Source organism: Amycolatopsis sp. NPDC049688, assembly GCF_040674975.1.
Classification (GTDB): domain Bacteria; phylum Actinomycetota; class Actinomycetes; order Mycobacteriales; family Pseudonocardiaceae; genus Amycolatopsis.
The window spans coordinates 45,986-64,120 of record NZ_JBFANY010000001.1 but is presented as its reverse complement, the minus strand read 5'-3'; the positions used below and the strand labels follow the sequence as shown (position 1 = coordinate 64,120).

Annotated in this window: 23 protein-coding genes; 18 read left to right on the top strand and 5 right to left on the bottom strand. The window is 68.3% G+C overall.

The annotated features are described in order from the left end of the window. Positions 1-109: 109 nt before the first annotated feature. The 3 genes from AB0J55_RS00295 to AB0J55_RS00285 are packed head-to-tail and all read right to left on the bottom strand — an operon-like array spanning position 110 to position 2,072. Positions 110-1,234, bottom strand: coding sequence for a hypothetical protein (locus AB0J55_RS00295; RefSeq protein ID WP_364240563.1), 1,125 nt, complete (start codon positions 1,232-1,234; stop codon positions 110-112). Beyond that, a complete protein-coding gene (locus AB0J55_RS00290; protein ID WP_364240560.1) occupies positions 1,234-1,797 on the bottom strand; it encodes a sigma-70 family RNA polymerase sigma factor in 564 nt (187 codons plus the stop codon). Before AB0J55_RS00290 ends, AB0J55_RS00295 begins: the two co-directional genes overlap by 1 nt. After that, on the bottom strand, positions 1,794-2,072 hold the full coding sequence (locus AB0J55_RS00285; RefSeq protein WP_364240558.1) for a hypothetical protein: 279 nt from the start codon (positions 2,070-2,072) through the stop codon (positions 1,794-1,796). The genes AB0J55_RS00290 and AB0J55_RS00285 overlap by 4 nt, the downstream gene beginning before the upstream one ends. Before the next feature lie 140 nt (positions 2,073-2,212). Between AB0J55_RS00285 and AB0J55_RS00280 the strand changes: the two genes are divergently transcribed. Continuing rightward, positions 2,213-2,563 (top strand): hypothetical protein, encoded by a 351-nt coding sequence (locus tag AB0J55_RS00280; RefSeq protein WP_364240555.1) that lies wholly within the window; start codon positions 2,213-2,215, stop codon positions 2,561-2,563. 771 nt (positions 2,564-3,334) lie between these two features. On the opposite strand, the gene AB0J55_RS00275 is transcribed toward AB0J55_RS00280, so the two are convergent. Beyond that, complete coding sequence (locus AB0J55_RS00275) at positions 3,335-3,805, bottom strand: hypothetical protein (RefSeq protein ID WP_364240552.1); 471 nt, start codon at positions 3,803-3,805, stop codon at positions 3,335-3,337. 675 nt (positions 3,806-4,480) lie between these two features. Then, positions 4,481-5,419: an EAL domain-containing protein gene (locus tag AB0J55_RS00270; protein WP_364240550.1), complete on the bottom strand. Its 939-nt coding sequence runs from the start codon at positions 5,417-5,419 to the stop codon at positions 4,481-4,483. Between the two features lie 224 nt (positions 5,420-5,643). Here AB0J55_RS00270 and AB0J55_RS00265 point away from each other — a divergent pair, with 224 nt between their 5' ends. From AB0J55_RS00265 to dprA, 17 genes are all read left to right on the top strand, one after another. Continuing rightward, entirely contained in the window at positions 5,644-5,880 is a 237-nt protein-coding gene (locus AB0J55_RS00265) for a hypothetical protein (RefSeq protein ID WP_364240547.1), read from the top strand. Next, positions 5,877-6,395, top strand: a complete 519-nt coding sequence (locus tag AB0J55_RS00260; RefSeq protein WP_364243345.1) for a DUF6879 family protein — start codon at positions 5,877-5,879, stop codon at positions 6,393-6,395. Before AB0J55_RS00265 ends, AB0J55_RS00260 begins: the two co-directional genes overlap by 4 nt. Positions 6,396-6,405: 10 nt before the next feature. Then, a complete protein-coding gene (locus tag AB0J55_RS00255) occupies positions 6,406-7,257 on the top strand; it encodes a helix-turn-helix transcriptional regulator (RefSeq protein WP_364240545.1) in 852 nt (283 codons plus the stop codon). A gap of 138 nt (positions 7,258-7,395) precedes the next feature. Beyond that, positions 7,396-8,538, top strand: a complete 1,143-nt coding sequence (locus tag AB0J55_RS00250) for a radical SAM protein (RefSeq protein WP_364240542.1) — start codon at positions 7,396-7,398, stop codon at positions 8,536-8,538. Beyond that, positions 8,535-9,113: an exonuclease domain-containing protein gene (locus AB0J55_RS00245; protein ID WP_364240540.1), complete on the top strand. Its 579-nt coding sequence runs from the start codon at positions 8,535-8,537 to the stop codon at positions 9,111-9,113. Before AB0J55_RS00250 ends, AB0J55_RS00245 begins: the two co-directional genes overlap by 4 nt. Beyond that, the gene (gene tmk, locus AB0J55_RS00240) at positions 9,091-9,738 is read left to right on the top strand and encodes a dTMP kinase (RefSeq protein ID WP_364240538.1); all 648 of its coding nucleotides are present in this window, start codon (positions 9,091-9,093) and stop codon (positions 9,736-9,738) included. The genes AB0J55_RS00245 and tmk overlap by 23 nt, the downstream gene beginning before the upstream one ends. 337 nt (positions 9,739-10,075) lie before the next feature. After that, complete coding sequence (locus tag AB0J55_RS00235) at positions 10,076-10,450, top strand: hypothetical protein (protein ID WP_364240535.1); 375 nt, start codon at positions 10,076-10,078, stop codon at positions 10,448-10,450. Positions 10,451-10,457: 7 nt separating this feature from the next. Next, positions 10,458-10,856 carry a hypothetical protein gene (locus tag AB0J55_RS00230; protein ID WP_364240533.1) on the top strand — a complete coding sequence of 133 codons (399 nt, stop codon included), beginning with the start codon at positions 10,458-10,460 and terminating at the stop codon, positions 10,854-10,856. Next, positions 10,853-11,284: a hypothetical protein gene (locus AB0J55_RS00225; protein WP_364240531.1), complete on the top strand. Its 432-nt coding sequence runs from the start codon at positions 10,853-10,855 to the stop codon at positions 11,282-11,284. Before AB0J55_RS00230 ends, AB0J55_RS00225 begins: the two co-directional genes overlap by 4 nt. An 89-nt stretch (positions 11,285-11,373) precedes the next feature. After that, complete coding sequence (locus AB0J55_RS00220) at positions 11,374-12,252, top strand: Scr1 family TA system antitoxin-like transcriptional regulator (protein WP_364240528.1); 879 nt, start codon at positions 11,374-11,376, stop codon at positions 12,250-12,252. An 842-nt stretch (positions 12,253-13,094) separates the two neighbouring features. Beyond that, positions 13,095-13,550, top strand: coding sequence for a YbaB/EbfC family nucleoid-associated protein (locus tag AB0J55_RS00215; protein WP_364240526.1), 456 nt, complete (start codon positions 13,095-13,097; stop codon positions 13,548-13,550). Next, positions 13,547-13,858, top strand: a complete 312-nt coding sequence (locus AB0J55_RS00210) for a YbaB/EbfC family nucleoid-associated protein (protein WP_364240524.1) — start codon at positions 13,547-13,549, stop codon at positions 13,856-13,858. The genes AB0J55_RS00215 and AB0J55_RS00210 overlap by 4 nt, the downstream gene beginning before the upstream one ends. Beyond that, positions 13,855-14,232 (top strand): hypothetical protein, encoded by a 378-nt coding sequence (locus AB0J55_RS00205; protein ID WP_364240521.1) that lies wholly within the window; start codon positions 13,855-13,857, stop codon positions 14,230-14,232. The genes AB0J55_RS00210 and AB0J55_RS00205 overlap by 4 nt, the downstream gene beginning before the upstream one ends. Next, complete coding sequence (locus AB0J55_RS00200; RefSeq protein WP_364240518.1) at positions 14,229-14,984, top strand: hypothetical protein; 756 nt, start codon at positions 14,229-14,231, stop codon at positions 14,982-14,984. The genes AB0J55_RS00205 and AB0J55_RS00200 overlap by 4 nt, the downstream gene beginning before the upstream one ends. Continuing rightward, entirely contained in the window at positions 14,981-15,571 is a 591-nt protein-coding gene (locus tag AB0J55_RS00195; protein ID WP_364240516.1) for a DUF3558 family protein, read from the top strand. Before AB0J55_RS00200 ends, AB0J55_RS00195 begins: the two co-directional genes overlap by 4 nt. A gap of 1,034 nt (positions 15,572-16,605) precedes the next feature. Then, positions 16,606-17,004, top strand: coding sequence for a hypothetical protein (locus AB0J55_RS00190; protein ID WP_364240514.1), 399 nt, complete (start codon positions 16,606-16,608; stop codon positions 17,002-17,004). Positions 17,005-17,049: 45 nt separating this feature from the next. Beyond that, positions 17,050-18,021: a DNA-processing protein DprA gene (gene dprA / locus AB0J55_RS00185; protein ID WP_364240511.1), complete on the top strand. Its 972-nt coding sequence runs from the start codon at positions 17,050-17,052 to the stop codon at positions 18,019-18,021. Positions 18,022-18,135: the final 114 nt, after the last annotated feature.

Sequence of the window (18,135 nt, the reverse complement as noted above, 5' to 3'; positions counted from 1 at the left end):
AGCAAGTCATGCCCGGCAACGCGCTGCGAACTGCGCCAGCGGCTCCACGATGCCCGCGCACCAGCCGGAGCCCCGCCGACGCGGATCACCGCGCCGGCGGAGGCGTCCGTCAGGCTCCTCTCGGCGCTGCGACCCGCCCGTCGGGCCGGCAGCCCCACTCATCGCCAGAACCAAGTGCAGCGCGCAGTCCATCCCGGCCGGTCACGCCCAGTTTCCTGCAGGCACGGGCGAAGTGTGCCATCGCAGTTGCGTATGGCAGTCCGAGCTCGTCGGCAATGTCCACACCGGACATACCCCGGGCTACCAGGAAGGCGACTCGACGCTCGACCCCGTCGAGCGCGACAGGTGCGTGCTGGGCCGGCACACGCGGCAAGGTCAAGGCTTCGCCGCCCGGTGGCAGCAGAAGCCCCGACTCCGTCCGTCCCTCAGACCATGTCGTAAGCCCGCTCCGCCCCTGCGCGAGGTCATCGCACCAGTGCCTGAGCCGGAGGTCCGGTGCCGCACTCACGCAGGCGTAGAGCACCACGAGCCGTTCCGGCAGCTTTCCCAGTGCAGCAGGGCCCGAGTCGAACATGCCGGGCAGCACGAAGTCGAGCCGGCCGACCCCGGGCGTGTGGCCCTCGAAGTAGACGAAGGGTCGGCTGCTCTCGGTGTGCAGAACCTCGAACTCGACGTCCAACGGCGGCGCGGCCTCGTCCGCAGGGTTCCAGACCGTGCGGTCGACCGTGCGATCGAGCCTGGGAATCCTCGTCGACGTGGAATATGACCCGACTTTCCAGAACCGGACGGTGTTGTCACCGACGCCGTCGGCGACGGCATCGTAGATGGGGGTGGCTTCCCCCGAGGGCTCGTCATCCGGCCCCCAGTCGCACTCGGTGGCGGACAGGTAAGCCTGCAGTTCGGCGGCCTCGGCCTCGTGTTCATCGTCGTGCGCTTCGCGGCCCGCGGGGACCGACTCCAGCGCCTGCAGGCAGAGCTGCAGCAGGGGCTCGGCCTCGACTACATCCAGCTCAACCGCGGCGCGCAGCCAGCGCAACGCCTCGCGAGGGTCGTCCTGTTCCAGGTGCCACACGCCGATCTTGAAGTGCTCGTAGGCCCGCTTCGCGTCGTCGGCGAGCGTGGGCTGGTAGACGCCGTGCTCCTCCAGCTCGGCGGCGTCTTCCCGGGCGGCCTGGTCCATCAGGCTACGCGCGTCGAGCCAGCTGCCCGGGCGCCCCACGGTGTCGTTGATCATCACTGGTGCACCTCCGCGGTCCCCGCGTGCCCGGCAAGCCACCGGGACTTCCTCATGTTCTCGAGGCCCTTCTGCTGCGCGTACTTCACGACGCCGGGCCTGCAGCCCAGCATCTCGGCCACGATCTCGACCTCCAGGTCGTACAGGAACCGCAGCACCAGCACCGCGCGCTGCCGGTGCGGCAGCTCCAACAGCGCCTTCGCGACGTCCCACCTGGTGATCATGTCGTTGGCGAACTCGGTCCGCCACAGGGCTTTCGAGGCCGCGTCGATGCTCTCCGCGCTGTCGACCAGGCTGGCCGGTTTGCGGTCCCGGCGTCGAAATTCGTTGGCCAGCCGCCGGCGCACCGTGGTGAACAACAACGCCTGGGGTTCGACCAGCCGCCTGCTGCGCCGCCACGTCTTGATGACCGCCAGGAACGCCTCCTGCACGATCGGCTCCGCCTCCGCCCGGCTGCGCATCTGGCGGCCGGCCATGGCCAGCGCGGCGTCGCCGCAGCGGGCGATCAGGTCGTTCACCGCGCGTTCGGAGTAGGGCACGGCATCCGGGTCATCGTCGGTCACCGAGCCTCCGCGGTCGGGGCCGGCGACGCGGTGGGCGCGGTCGGAACGCTCACCGTCCAGCGGTCGCCGTCGGGTCCGTGGCTGCTCACCCGCCCGCCGTGGCCGGAGCCGCTGAGTACCTGCGCGACCTCGATGATCGTGTCGCCACGGTCGGAGGCTTTGAGCCGCTCGCTGCGCAGGCGGAAAAGGTTCAGCAGCATCCGCAGCAGGCTACGGGGCCGCGGGATCCGGACGACGTCGGCGTCCAGGTAGATCGTGTCTTCGGGATCCACCATGTCGGGGACCTCCCTCCAGCTTGTTACTGAGTACTCCACCGGAGGTGGTGCTCGCGTCGAAGGTTCGACGAAAAACTTCCAGAAATCTGGTTTCCCCCGCTCACAGGAACCCCCTCACCGGCCGGAACGCGGTGTGTGACATGTCGTTGACTACCCGGCTGGCCCGCGAGGAACTGGCCAGCTGGTTCGAGCAGACCTGCCCCGGCGTGCCGAACCTAGCCGCGGCCGTGTATCGCCGACTCCGCGGTGCCGGCCCACCCGTTCCGGCGCGGGCGACCGAGCCCGGCTACCAGGCGGAGGTCGACGCCGCGTTCACCCAGCGGCTCGGGCTGCTGATCGACGGCAGCGCCCCGGTCGCGGCGCTGCTCGGCCCGGTTCGCCGCCGGGCTGGCCCGACCCGATTGGGCGGACACTGCGGCCGAGGTGTTCGGCCGGTCGCGGGCTGCCCGCCACGATCTCCGGCAGGTTCTCCCCGCACCGCCGACAGGTGACACACCCGCCGACCTCGGCCGGCGCGATGCTGTCGACCTTCTCCGAGGTCAACGCCACCCAGTCCGACGAGCGAGTCGAGCTGGCGGTCAGCCAGCGGCTCAAGGCCTAAGCCCGGTACCCGGCGTGACTGGACGGGCTCGCCGCCGCGGCCGGACAACCGCCGGTGCCGCTGACGGACGGAGGGTGGGTCGTGGCCACCGACACCGAACGCGCCGACCTGGCCGCGATCGCGCGGGCCGCCCGCTCGGCGAGCCACCCGGCCGAGCTTCACCCCGGTGCCACCGTCGACGGGCTGGCGCCCGCGGCCGCGCCGGCTCCGGTTGAACCACGAGATGGTGCACATCGGCACCGCTGCTACCAGCGTAGACATAGGTGCCGACGGAACTGCGGAGGAGAAGAGGGCTCCGCCGGCCGTGTTTTCGACCGGCGGAGCCCCAGCGCCGGGGAGGGCGCAACCCGCAGGACACACCCCGGTTCGCGGGGTTGAAACCTCAGTTGCCGGGCAGAGTGGCACGCGTCCCCGCGCCGCTGCCGATCACCGAACTGGGCCTGTCCGGCGACAATCGCGGCGACTGGTCGGCCTGCTGCGCCGCCTGGGCCTGAGAACCCCCGGGGCCTTCGCTACGCTGGCCGGACGTGACACCGTCGGCCGATTTCCGAGGGTCGATCGCCGCTCACCGGCTCGCCCGCGGGCTCTCGCAGCGAATGCCGCTACGGCGCGCACTGCCACCGGAGTTGTCGATCCTTGAGAGGCGATAGCTGGCACGCTGCTACATGACGTCGTCCGAGCATCTGCGGTTGAGGAAGTCCACGAGGTGATGGCGCAGCTCGGCGACGTGGTTGTAGCTCACCTCGATCGAGCGGTAGCCGACGCGAACCGCCGACTCCAAGACCGGCCCGGGCACGCGGAGCCAACTGCCTTCCAAGACCGGTTCAGTCCAGCGCCCGAGGTCGAGGTCTCCGTGCTGAACGTGGTCGAAGTACAGCGGCTCAGCCATCACCTGGTCCATCGCCGCAATCACCGGCCGCAGTTCGCGAGCCGGCACCTCGAACACTGCGCGGCGCCCGCCAGGCTCGAGCGGCGGCAGTTCGGCATCCGCGATAAGTCCCGGCTGTGGGGCCTCGACGCCACTGCCATCGACGCAGTCAGCCGGCGCGCTACAGCGAAAACTTGCACTACTGGTGAACACCTCCACCGACCAGGTCCCCATCTCCGGAGTCGGTTCCAGCAAAACGCCCACACGATCACCCCCCTTGCTTCCGTCCAGGCGAGTGTCCCCACCTGCAGTTCACGCATGCACTAAATCCCGGAACGCCACCTGATCGAGTGCTACGCCCGGCAGCAACCGACTACGCCGGGGCTTGTTCTTAGCCGCCGCTGACCGGTGTGTCTGCGGCGACTGCCGGGTGTCCCGTAGCCGGTTCGTCGTTTCATCGCTTCGACTGGGTTCACCCGATTGAGGTGTTGCGTGGTTCATCGTGTGACAGGCCACGAGCGCCCCGCGATATTCACGTTGAACCTCAGGGAGGTGATTGATGGCCGTCAGGCACGTGCGCTTACGCCACGACGTCCGCACCGTCTCGGTCGTCGCCAACCGCACCCCGCGAGGAGCTTCGCTTTCCAGGCATCACCATCCAGTACATCGACGACGGCGCCGTGGTCGAGCAGACGTGGATTCCGCTCGGGCCGGTACCGACGTACGCAGACGACGAGGCACTGCTCACCGCCTGGCACGCCGCCCTCAGCTGGAGTCACTCCTCGACCGACACTCCGTCGACATGATCGAGCTTCCCGATAACCCGCCCACCGGCCCCGCCACGGGCGGTCCACGCTTCGGCGACCGCCGTGAATTCGGCGAACTTCCCCGCTGGCTCACCACCGGCCCCGCCCAGTACCTGCGGGAGTGCGTAGCCCCCTAACGCATGCGACTCTCGCCGATGCGGGTGTGTATTCCTGCCGCGGAGACGGCCGTTGGTTCTTGGAAGAGATCGAAACCGCGGGCGTGTTGTGGGGTGTCGTCGGTCAGCGTGCTGGCTCCGAAGGCGTGGATGGTGGCCAGTGCGGCGACCAGGGGCGTGGCGCCGGCAGGGGTGCTGGTGAGGGCGGTGACCGTGGCCGCGTTGATGCTGATCGTCGTCCACGGCACGGTGGTGAACGCCTGGATGGGGACGTGGTCGTCCAGGACGTCGGTGAGCGCCAAGTGGATGCCGTTGTGGCCGGCCGGGAGTTCCCGCAGCCGCCGCAGCACCGTGGGTTGCCCGGTGAGGGCGTGAGCGGGGATGGCCAGCTGCAGCTGTCCGGGGGCGAGGCCGCTGTCGGCCGCCCGCGCCGTGAGGGTGTCGAGCAGCACGTCGTCGTGGACGGTGCTGCCCGGCAGGCTGAGCAGGATCGCCGGCCCGGGGATAGGGCCGACGGGCCAGCTGGCGGCGGTGGTCAGGATGTGCGGAAGGGCGGCGGCGAGCAGACCGGTGTGGTCGGCCAAATCGGTGATGGCATCCAGGTCGCGGCGAACTCCGGTGGGGCCGGTCCAGTACGGGTGGGGCCGGACAGCGGCGAACGCCCCGGCCGGAGTGCGGATGGGGTGGTAGTCCAGTTCCAGGGCGCCGGTGTCGAGCGCGCTGGTCAGCTCGGCAAGCAGCTCGACGCGGTGATGGTCGTCCTCGCCCGATAACGGGGTGTGGGGGTCGGCGTGAATCCAGGGGGCGCGGACGTCGGCGCCGTCGTGCAGGGCGCGGCGGGTGCGGCGGGTGCGGCGGAGCAGATCGTCAAGGGTGTCGGCGGGCCGCGCTTCGGCGATGCCGATCCGGGGGCGCAGCTGGATCTGGTGAGCCCTCGCGGCGAGGTGCGGCCGCACCTCCTGCTCGAGGTGGTGATACCGGTCGGCGGCGACCTAACCGGCAAGCGTGTGTCCGCGGTAGGTATCGGTGTTGCGCCGAGCCGTCTCGCCGAGCACCGCCGTGCGACGGCTGAGTCGTAGCGCACCTGATGCCCGTCGCCTTCCGTTGACGGATGCGCCGACCTCCGTCACGATGGGTGCAACCAAAGCAACATCCAGTAAGTTGCTCGCAAGGAGACAGCATGCGCGCCAGGTTCCTCGGTAAAGACCCCGACTCGCAGGAAGGCCAGTCGCCGACCTTATTCGCCACTGACCGAACCGACCGCATCACCTACATCGCGCAGGGCTGGAAGGTGACCGATCCTCAGGTGCTGGCTGACGTCGGCCCGGTGCCGGACCACGAGGCCTTGATCGAGATCCCGGAGGATGTGCTGAAGTTCTATGCCCGGCGCTACCTGCAGGAGGGTGAGGGCAGCTGACCAAGCTCATCAAGCCCGGCCCGGAGTTCGGCCAGCTCTTCCGCACGTTCGAGCACACGGCGTTCCGCCTGGAGACCAGGGACCAGTACAAGTCGGCCAACGAGGCCGAGGCCCTGCGTCAGTTCGTTGCTGGCGAGCCAATCGACATGGGCTGGTTCTCGAACTGGCTCTCGATGATCAGGGAGGCCACCCAGGAAGGTCGCCGGTTCAGCCGTGTCCGGGTGGTGAGCACGCCGCTGACCGACTACAGCCGCTTCGGCATCTTCTGCTCGGAGTACACCAACGCGGCGGGTGAAGACATTCGCTACCTCACCCGAGACCAGGCCGGCGAGTTGCCCGACTACGACTTCTGGCTGTTCGACTCGCGCAAGCTGGTCAAGATGCTGTTCGATGACGAGGAGAACTTCCTCGGCGCCGAGGTCATCGATGATCCGAGCGTCATCGTGAACCACAACTACTGGCGTGATGCTGCTTGGCACAAGGCAGTGCGACGGGATAATTTTGCCGCAAAATAGGGCATCGGGCGTGTCGAACGTTCACGAGGCACGCATCGCACTCGGCACCCGACTCCGTGAGCTGCGCCAACGGGCCGACCTGACCGGCAGGCAGCTCGCGGAGTCGTTGTCATGGCAAGCCTCCAAAGTCTCCAAGATTGAGAACGGCAAACAGACTCCCAGCGACGACGACATTGTGGCGTGGACCGAGGCGACCGGCAGCGAACCGGAGCGAGCCGACCTCCTCGCCTCCCTGCACACGCTGGAGGTGCAGCATGCGGAATGGCAGCGGCAGCTTCGGACGGGCTTGAAGCCGCATCAGAACGAGATCGCCGAGATCAACGCCCGGACCCGCCTGTTCCGGGTGTTCGAGTCCACCTACATTCCCGGTTTACTGCAGACTGGCGAGTACGCCCGGTCGCGCTTCGCCCAGAGCATCACCGTCTTCAAGGTGCGCAACGACATTGACGAAGCGGTGCGAGCGCGGATGCAACGCCAAGACGTGCTGTACCGGCCGGAGAAGCGGTTCCACTTCGTGCTTACCGAGGCCGCGCTGCGCTACCGGCTCTGCCCGCCCGAAATCATGCTCGGCCAGCTCGACCGGCTAGTCGCAATGACGTCCCTGCCCAACGTCAAGCTCGGCATCATCGGCTTCGAAACGGCCTACGTGGTCGCGCCTGCGCATGGCTTCTGGCTGCTCGACGACGAGCGGGTCATGGTCGAAACGTTCTCGGCGGAGCTGAACCTCGCCCAGCCCCAGGAGACGAGTCTGTACAGCACGATCTTCGACTCACTGGCCGCGGTAGCCAGCTACGGCCGGTCGGCTCGCGCCATCGTCACGCGCGTCATCGACGACCTTGCGCAGCAACTGCCCTCGGCGTAGCGGCGGGTTGCGTCGATCGTCGACTAGTTTCGCGGTTGCGAGCAATAGTGAGCAACTTGCTGTCCGGTTGGGTAGCCGCGTGCTTACTCTCCAGGAACGCCATTCGCTGACCTGGGAGAAGAGCCAGTGATAACACCGGTGCCCTTGCTCGACGCCGATCACATCGCCCGCTTACCCGCACGCGCCCGGGAGGTGGTGGAGTACCGCAAGAGCGGCTTGAGCCTCAACCACATTCAGGGCTGCCCGCTCGGGTGCGCCTATTGCATCCGCCACACCTACGGCCTGTGGGACGAGAACCAGCCGCGCGCCCTGATGACGGACGCGGCGGCCGTCAAGGAGCTGGTCAACCACCGGTACTTCCAGCCGCACGTCACGCCGATCCAGCTGTTCAACCGGGCAACCGAGCCGTTCCTGCCGAAGGTCCGCCCGCACACCTTCGCCGTACTCGAAGACCTCGACGCCCGCGCCCTGACCAACCACGTCCTCATCATCAGCCGGCACCAGATGAAGCCCGACGACATCGACCGGCTGAACCGGCTGCGGCACGTGAAGGTGACGCTGCTATTCACCTACTCCGGCATCGACAACTCGAAGATCGAGCCGTACCCGTCGCAGGTCGCGGCCGATTCCCTCAAGCTAATGAGCGCACCGCAGCTGCGGAAATACCGCACGGTGCTGTACTGGCGGCCGCTGGTGCCAGGCCTCAACGACACGGACGAACACCTGGCCGCCGCCTACGAACTGAGCCAGCACGCCGACGCTACGGTCTTCACTGGCCTATTCTACCGCGACCAGATCGCCGCGTACTACAAAGCCAACGCCATACCTGAGCCCTACGAGGACACGGCGCGGCGCAAGATCGTTCCGGAGACGCTGGAGCGGCGCGTCCTCGATGCGTTCTCGAACTCGTCGGTGCTGTTTCGCAAGACGTCGTGCGCGGTCAGCTATGCCCACGGGTTGCCGGATTACAACGGTCACTACGGCATCCGCGAGCTGTGCGACATCTGCCCCTTGAGCCAGCTCGAGGTGTGCGCCGGCGCCCATCGCGTGCCGACGCGCGAAGGCATACACCAAGTTGCCCGCGTGCTGCCCGAGGCTGACCGCCTCCGGGTCGTAGACATCACCGAGCGGGCCGCCGTCGTGACCGGCCTGGCCGTGGAGCAACCGCGCTACTTCCTGCAGCACGCGCTCGGCTTCCAGGTCCACGACGCAGGCCACCCGCACCACGCACGCCGACATGGCCGCGCGGACATCGGATGGAAGGACAAGGCCAGCTCATGACGGACTGGACAAGCCTCAGCTACGTCGTCGTCGATGTCGAAGGCAACGGCCAGCAGCCGCCCGACCTGGTGGAACTGGCCGCGGTGCCTATCGTGGCCGGCGTGGTCGGTGAGCCGTCGAGCTGGCTGGTGAAGCCGGACCAGCCGATCACGCCTTTCGCCTGCCGCATCCACGGCATCCGCAACGAGCAGGTCGAGAAAGCACCGACCTTCGCGGATATCGCGGCAGAGGTATTGAAGGCGCTCGACGCCGATGCGCTGATCGCGCACAACGCTCACATCGATGTCGGTGTGCTGCAGCGCAAGCTCGACGACTGGGCCTGCCCCGAGGTCTTCGACACGCTCAAGTTCGCCCGCCGACTGGCACCGGGACAGCCCAGCTACAAGCTCGGCGCGCTGGTCGACGCCTTCGACCTGGCGGACGACCTGCCGCCGGACTTCACGCCGCACCGTGCGACTTACGACGCGACGGTGACAGCCAGGCTGTTCATCCACCTGGCGGGTCGGCGGGCGCTCGAAGAACTGCGCGATCCCCCAACGGAAGGGAGCCAGGATGACATCCCGGCGCTCTTCTGACCGTCAGCACGGCCTGTTCGTCAGCGTCGACGGACCGGGCGGGGCCGGCAAGACCACGATCGTGCGCCACCTGGCCCAAATGCTGGTAGCGAGCGGTGAACACGTGCACGTCACGGCCGAACCGTCCACCAGCGCGATCGGACGGCTGGCCTCCGAGCTGACGCCGACGGTGACGGGACATGCGTTGGCCTGCCTCTACACCGCTGACCGCTACCACCACGTCGAGACCGAGATCCGACCTCGCGTCCGAGATGGCGACATCGTCATCTCTGACCGCTACGTGGCCTCCGGGCTGGTCGTCCAGCGGTTCGACGGCGTCGACCCGGCCTTCCTGTGGCTGCTCAACGAGAAAGTCGAACGACCAGACCTGGCGGTCATCCTCGAAGCAGACCCCACGGTGATTTCCGAGCGGCTGAGCGAACGCGGACCGCACAACCGCTTCCAGCTGACGCCCGGCGGTAGCCAGGCGGAGGTCACGTACTACCGCCATGCAGCCGACGCCCTGATCGAGGCGGGCTTCGAGGTCCTGCGGCTGGACTGCAGTACTCACCCGCCGGAGCAGTCAGCGACGGCGATCCGCGACCGGCTTGCGGCCCTCCTCGAAGCGGGCGAGGTGACCGCATGACTCGCGCGGCGGCCGGTTCAGCCTTGGATTCATCACCGAAGCCACGAAAGACTTCAGACCGGGACAAGTTCTTGTTCGCCGTCGAATGTCTCCGTCGACGAGATGCCGAAAGACAATTTCGAACAACAGACGAGGCGATACCGGTGTCCCACCCCGTCCTGCAATCTGTGCGCCGACCTGCAGACTTCGGCGTCAAGCCCCTGCAGATGTACGCCTTACTGCACGTCTACCTTGTCGTACACCGGCCGTCGACCAAGGACAGTGGCTGCGCCATGTGCCGAACGCCGTGGCCGTGCGCCAAAGTCTGCCAGGCCGCACGCCTGCGGGACGGCTTCTGATGCCGACCGCAACCCTGCTGCCCCAGCGCGCGAACTCCACGGGAAGCCCGGTCGCTCCCCTGGCCTACGGCTACATGCGCGTCCCGGACGGCCTGCCCGACCGCAAGGTATACAGCCTCGAGCAGGCCGTCATCCGATACGCGCACGACCTCGGCCTGCACTTCGTCCGCTTCTTCTTCGAGTTCCACTGCGGTGCCCGCGACGGCTTCGAAGACCTGATCACCGAACTCCGGCGAACTGACGCCCGGCACGTCGTGGTGCCGAGCCTGCGACACCTGGCCCTGAACACCCTCCTGCAAGACGCGATGCGCGAACGTCTCGCCCTCGACACCGGAGCACAGGTACACGCGATGCGCAGCCGGACGGCGGAGTAACCACCCCATGAACCAGCAAACAGCGGAACTGGTGCGGGCACTGGCCGGCGTGACCAAGCACGTACCGGAAGTCAGCCGCGAACTCCTCACCGACACCATGCCCGCCGATCGGGAGCGTGCCTTCGCCGCACTCCTCATGGAACTGGCGGACGTGCTGATGGCCCACGCCGATGACCGGGATGCACCCACGGGCCCGCTGACGCTGGCGGACCGCGTCAGCATCACCGGCCGACAGCTCGTCACCATCGCTGTGCGCCTGCGCACCAAGACCGCGATGCCAGACCAACTCCACGAGACGGCCGGATTGCTGGTGGCACTCGCCGACGTGCTGCAGCTCTACGGCGACAAACTCGGGCCCCCGGCCCCCGCAGACACGACTGACCCACCCGAGCCGCCAGATCAATGAACGTCGGCGTCCTGGTCGTGCTCGCCTGCCTGGCCTCTCCAATGCTGCTGGTCGCCGCGCACATCCGCCGAGACATCACACACAACCGGCAGATCCAACGCAGCCCCAACAGCGTGGCGAACATCCGGCGCAAGGTCGCCGCCGAACGTGCCGAGGCCGACGCCGCCAACGCCCCGACGGAAGTCCTGCCGGTCATTCACCCCGCCACCGCGAAGGAACCCACCGACGTCCTCCCCGCGGTGCCCCTCCCCCGCCAACACCCCTACGGCAGTCCTGCCGAGATCCCGCCCCATCCTCTTCCTCAACCCGACACCGAAGTCATGGCCCGGGTGCTGTACGGCCTGCACCACCTACCCCCGCAATTACCCGCAGCTGCGAGGCCACGGAGGCCAACCGAGCACCCGGACAGCACACGCTTCCCGGACTGACAGGAAGCCACCGCCACCAACGCCCTTTTGACCCCACTATCGCGCCCATCCCGAGCCACGTGAGCACACCACACCCTGAAAGAAGCCGCATGCGCCCGAAAATCCAGGATTCCCCCTACGGCGCGTGCGCCGTGCCGACCCCCGCGGCGGTCGCCGTCGGCCTGGCCCTGCGCGCCCTCCGCACCGCCCGACACATCGGGCTGCGTCAACTCGCCGCCACGCTCGACCTTCGCGCGGCAGACCTGTCCAGCTGGGAAACCGCCAAACGCAACCCCCCCATCACCGCCGTCGCCCACCTCCTCGGCGCACACCACGCCGACCGCGCCACCATCCAGCGCATCCTGGACCAGGCACGCCACATCGACGACCCCGCCCTCGTCGACACCCACGGCCGCGACCACACCATCCTCGCCTCGCACTACGAACACCTGGCCACCCACGTCTTCGTGTGGGCGCCCACCCTCGTCCCCTACCTGCTGCGCACCCCGGAATACCATCTTCACCTGCTCACGCACCCCTTTGCCGGCACCGGCCACGCCGACGCCCCGCAGTCCACCGAGCCCCCACGCCGCAACGGCCCCGCCGACAGCGACCGGCGCTACACGTTCCTCGTCGGCGACACCGCACTGCACACCTGCCCAGCTCAGCTGCGCGCCGGCCAGCTCGACACACTCGTTCGCATGGCCGCCCGGCCGAACATCACACTGCGCGTAGTCCCAACGGACGTGTGCCCACCTGGATTGATCAACCCGTTCACCCTTTACGGTGCCCACAACGTCACGCTCGCGGCTGCAGTGCACCACCATCGCGCCAGCACCTACCTCACCGGCCACGACACCCTCGCCGCCTACAAGGGCCTCACGCGCATGCTGCTCAACCATGCGGTCGACCTGCAGTCCGTCGAGGACACGCCGCTACCCGCGACGGCGGAGTCATCTGAGCCGCTCGGCGCAGCAGAGGCCTCATGACACCGCCGTCTTAGTTGCCCCCGTCACTCCAGGACTACTGGAAAGGCGCCGCTTGCGTTTAGCTAGTCAGAGCTGCTGCAACTTCGATGAGCACCTGCGATACTGCGCCTCGTCAAAGCTTCGCTCTCGCCGGTTGACCCACGCAGTGAGTGAACGGTTAAGTCCTCCTCGACCGACCTCGCCACGGACGGACGTAGTACCGGCCGCCGGGGTTTACCCGAATAGATCATGGGCTGGCGATGGCGACATAGTCGCAGCCGTCCTGCGGCGATTACCGCCCGGGCACCCGGGTGTGTCGGCGACAGGGGAGCCAGCCGGACCCGGCGGCCAGCACGGCGAGTGCGACGGCGCCGGCCCCGGCATAGCCGCGCAGCCGTTCGCAGCGCCGCAGAGCGTTGAAAGAGTCCGAGCTCGTCCAGACAAGCCGACGCGGTCGAAGCATCACCGCCGGGGTTGCTCAACCCGATGAGCTGATCCGACCGTACGACAGCGTTCCCGCAGGTGAGCGTGGCACCTGGTCGCGTACCAGCGGCGCTAAGAAGAATCAGCAGCACGGCACACGCCGCGAGGCCGAGCAGGGCCGCGAGCACCAGCCACCGGAGGGTGGACACGCCATCAGTGTCGCATTCCCCCGGCGACCTGGTCGGTGTCGCCTCCCGCTCTGCCGCGTCGTTGGCCCCAATCATCGTTCGCGCGTGATCCCGGTTCACCACAACCCGCGAAACGGCCGCGGAACCGCTGTTGATCGGCTACGCTGCCCTCGAGCGCTGGCTACACTGCGACGGAACGTGGTTGCTGCAGGTAGCGGTGCTCGGTCGGGAGCGTGGGGAGGCGATGCCGACGTGGTGTTCAACGCGGACGTGATGCGACGCCAGGCCGATGAGCTGGACGCCGAGCTCGAGCAAGCCCGGTTCACCGGCCAGTCCCGCGACGGCGCGGTGACCGCGCTAGTCAGTGGGCACGGCCGCCTGATCGACCTGAGAATCAGCGCGGCGGTGATGCGCGGAGCACATCCGCAGGCTATGGGTCCCCACGTGGTGGAAGCGGTGTCGGCCGCCCGCCGCGCCGCCGCCGGCCCCGCTCTCGCGAAGATGCGCGCCGTCCTGGACAAAGACCAGGTATGGCAGCCCCAACCCGCCGGGGCCCGTCCGGACCAGCCCGCGCCCGCCGCCGACTACCCGCCACCGGCGATGTCCACGGCTGCCCAACAGCGGCCGCGGGAAGAGGTCGTCGAGGAGAACTTCGACGAGCTGGACTTCCTGACCGACGACGACAGCGACGACCGGGGGCGCTGGTGAACTACCAGGACGAGCTGTACAACCTGGCGCGCGAGATCGACGCCGCCACGGCGGCGGTCGCCCAGACCGCCCAGCAGACCGAGCACCAGCCGCTGCAGCTGTCGCTACCAGGTGATCTGGGGACGATCACCGTCTCCGGCGCCGGCGAACTCACCGCCGTCACCCTCGACGGCACCGAGCTGCACCAATACACCGCCGACGCCCTCTCCCGCACCCTGCTCCACGCCATCCAGGACGCCGAGACCCAGGCCGAACGCCGCCGCGCCGACACCATCGCCGCCGCGGTGGCCCAGACGGGGCTGGCATGACCTTCGACGCAGGCGACATCACCGGCCGCGGCTACCGCGTCTACCCCGAATCCCTGCGCAAAGCCGCCGACGACGTCACCACCGCCGCCGAGCTCGTCACCACATTCGCGCAGCAGGACCTGGCCGGGACACTGCTCGGCGAGTTCGATCTCGGGCTACCCGGGACACTGACGACGATCATGCCCAACAGAAACGGCGCAGGGACGGTCGAGCAGTACAACCGGGCCATCGAGACCATCCGCGGGATCTCGAGCCAGAACGCAGAAGCACTGCACCAGCTGGCCCACGCTCTGCAGACTGCTGCCTCCTACTACGAACAGCAGGATGCCGCCGAGTACGAGCGGCTCAAGAAGCTCGAAGGAGGCCTCCCGTGAGCGTCTTTCCCCCGTCATGGTCGGCCGCGCCTCCGACACCGGTCACGCCGCCGCAGGCTGACATGCCTTACCCCACCGAGGCCGACGCGAAGATCCGATACTGGGCCGACTTCATCGGCGCACACGGCATCAGCACCTTGCTGGACAAGCTTCGTGTCTTCATCGCCGGCGACATCGGCAAGGTCCTGAACCTCGCCGACACCTTCGCCACCGAAACGGCCCTGACCAAAGCGGCTGAGCAGCTCAACGCCGCCCAGCTGACCCTGGCGAAAGCCTGGCACGGCGACGCCGCCGACCAGTTCAACGCCTACGCCGGCAAGGCCGTGACCGCCCTGGGCCAGAACCAGAGCTCGATGGTCACCCTGACCAGCACCATGTCCGCGGTTGCCGAAACGATCATCGACACCTACAAGAACCTGCTCATGGCCATCGGCAAGTGCGCGATCAACCTCACCCAGCTCGGAGGGAAGATCGGCATCGCCATTGTGGAATCGGCTGCGCTGCCGCCGCTGGCCATCATCGGGTTCAAAGACATCGCCGACGCGATCAACTCCGCGTTCGCGACATTCTGGAACGACTGCCTGACCTTGCTCGGCGGGCTGATGACCAACATCGGCAAACTGCTCGGCAACCGCATCCAGCTGACCACGATCGAAGCCACCTTCACCAGGCTCCCCGACGTCGGGGACAGCAACGAAGTCATCGACGACCCGGGCCGCTGGCGGGTCAAGCCCGGAGCTACTCACTCATGACAGGTCGCCGGACTTTCTGCGTTGTCGTCGCCGTGCTGAATCTCGGGCTGGGTGCCGGCTGCGCGCCCGGTCGGACACCGGCTCCGGCAGAGCCGTCGGTGGCAGTCCCCCCGATCCCCGGGATCGGAATGAGCGGGGCCGGGCGGTTCCGCGCCGATCCGTGCGCCGCCGTCACCGTCGAACAGCTCACCGCCATCGGCTTCTCCGGCGGTGAACGCCGCCGCGACGGGAACCGATGCGTCACCACGTTCGGCGCCGTCGCCAGCGTCAGCACCTCGAACCGAGGTGACAGCCTGCGCATCCTGTATCAAGAGCATGCCTTGGGCCACGACACCGGCAACCACTGGGAGCCGATCACCGTCGAAACCATCTACCCCGCAGTCATCCTCACCATCGAGCAGAACGTCCCCAGCAAGCAAGCCGAAGGCCCGCTCGGCTGCACCCTCGCACTCGCCGCTGACGACATCACCCTTGTCTACATCAACGCCGCCACCGCCAACGAATCCGAAGCCGGTCCGTGGCAGCACGACCCGTGCGGCGCCGCGAAAAAGGTCGCCGCCCTCACCGTCAACAACCTGACAGCGTAACGCGCCGCCCTCTCACCTGCCTGTTCCTCGGCCCGACCGAATAGGGCCGCCAAAACTCAGCGCCGTAGCCGGACGTGCCCAGCACCGGCGCCGTCAGCGGGCCACGACCCGATGCGCGCACCCGTCCGCAGTCACGATGATCGCGATCCAGCTTTGCGCGGTCGCGGCCGCCATTGACCGGACGATCGACGAGGTAGGCATGGACCAGGTGGTGGTGCCGTCGGCGCCACCGCCTGAATGCCGCGTTGGCCTCGCCCTCGCCGACCGTGCCGACGACCGGTTGAGCGGACACCACGTCGACGGTGGGCCAGAGTTCCGCTTCCTAAATCGGCTCCGCGGCCGCCATCGTCGCACTCGCGAGCGCTCCGAATGTCAGCAGCGACGCCGAATTTCGCTTCGTACACAAGAGACTCGCGGTCATGGAAAGGCTCCCGTCTTACAGGGCGCGCTCACGGCCGCCTGAACAAAAGGCTCATTCGAGCCTGGTGGCAACGGCTCATCAACGTGCGCAATGAAACCCGGCCGTCGATACAGGCCGTCCCATCACCTCAGCCTGAGGCGTGGCCACTGGTAAAGCCGGCCAGGCGACGTCGGACACGGAAAGTTTGACTCGGGAGAGGCGCCCTCCCCAGTGCCCTCTCCCGAGCCGGGAACCCTTCTACCGCTGGGGGTGAAGCGGACCGGATCCCCAGAAGGGTCCATTGTGGCCGCTCCCTGTGGACCACCGTGGATCACCTTCTGAAACCAGAGTGCCCCACAAACCAGTAATTCGCCACAACTGTGGCGGATTTTCTGGGAATAACTTTGGGTGGCAGAGCGTGCGCGAACAGCAGCTCCCGACGACGTCCTCCCCCTGCCAGCACCGGCTGGGCGTGGCTGCAGCTCAGTACAGCAGACCCGCGACCCGGGGCAAGCCCACAGTCCACGAGGGACACCCCCGCCGGCCTGCGGCCGGCTTGCCCCGGGCCCGCGGGGTCCGCAGGCGAAGGCCGCGTCCACCGCCCATCCCGGGCGTGTCCACTCAGGAGGAGTCCGTGTTGAAGTACTTCGTCTCCACCCACCGCACCCAAGTCGAACGGGACAACGACTCCACCAGCATCCCGGAGACCGAGATCGTCGACCTGGACAGCCTGTCGCACGAGGACCCGGACCACCCGTACTGCGGCTGCGCGCGCAGCTTCGTCGGCATCACCAGCCGTCAGACCACCACGACCGCCGAGATCGTCGAATCCGACATGACCGCAGTCGAATTCGTCGCCCGCTTCCACGCCGCCTTCGTGGCCATGGGATGTGCGGATACTCCCGAGCTGCGCGCCGAGGTCGGCAACGGCGCAACGGAGCTGCTGCGGCTGGCGGCTGTGTGGCCGGTCGGCACCGTCGTCGAACGCCGATGCCACGAGATCCGCGTGCGCGAATTCCCCGCCGCGACCTGACCTGACCGCAACCACCAGCCCCGTACCTCGCTTGAAGGAGTGCTCATGTCCATTTCCACCGACGCGCGGCGCGCCCGCGCGTTCCTCCAGCACGCCGCCGGACCCACCACCCCGGTCCTCGCGCGCTACATCGCCGACGTCGGGCCCGTCGATGCCGCCCACCACATCGCCGAGTGCTCCGCACCGGCCGACGTCCTCGCCGAGTCGCGTCGCCACGTGCGCTGGCAGCTCGCCGATACCAGTCTGCAGACCGTAGCCAGTCTCGGTGGCCGGTTCGTGGTCCCCGAGGATGACGAGTGGCCGGCCGTCGCCTTCGCCGGGCTCAGCACTCTGGCCCCCAGCGGCGACACTTATGGCGGGCCCCCTGTGGGTCTGTGGGTTCAGGGCGACGTACGGCTGGACGAGCTGGCGGCCGCTCCCTCGATCGCGATCGTGGGCTCCCGGGCCGCCACTGAGTACGGCGAACACCATGCCGCCGAGTTCGCCTACGGGCTGGCCTCCCGGCGGGTGCCGGTGTTCTCCGGTGCCGCTTACGGCATCGACGGCGCTGCGCACGGAGGCGCGCTCGCGGCCGACGGCGTGACCGTCGCGGTGCTGGGCTGCGCTGTCGATGTCGGCTACCCGGCGGGGCACGTCGGTCTGCTGGACCGGATCGTCCGCTCCGGCGGCGCGGTCGTCAGCGAATACCCGCCCGGCACCCCGCTGGCGCGCCACCGGTTCCTCGACCGCAACAGGCTCGTCGCCGCCCTCACCACCGCGACCCTGGTGGTCGAGGCCGGGCGGCGCAGCGGCGCCCGGCACACCGCGCGCCTGGCCGACAAGCTCGGTCGGCCCGTCCTCGCCGTGCCGGGTCCCGTGTCCTCGGTGACATCGGCAGGGTGTCACCAGCTGATCCAGGACGGCACCGCCCGCCTGGTCACCTCCGTCGATGACGTCGTCGCCGTCATCGAGGAAGGCGAGGACGCGGACACGGAACCGGAGACGGCCGTCCCTGCAGCTGAGGCCGGCCGACGCTAGCGCACGCTCCGGCGGCGGCCCCGACCTGACACGGACCTGCCGACCGGGCGGCTGTCACAGGCCGCCGCCGGGACGCGCGCCCGGGCGGTGGCGGCTCACACCTGCGTGGGCCGC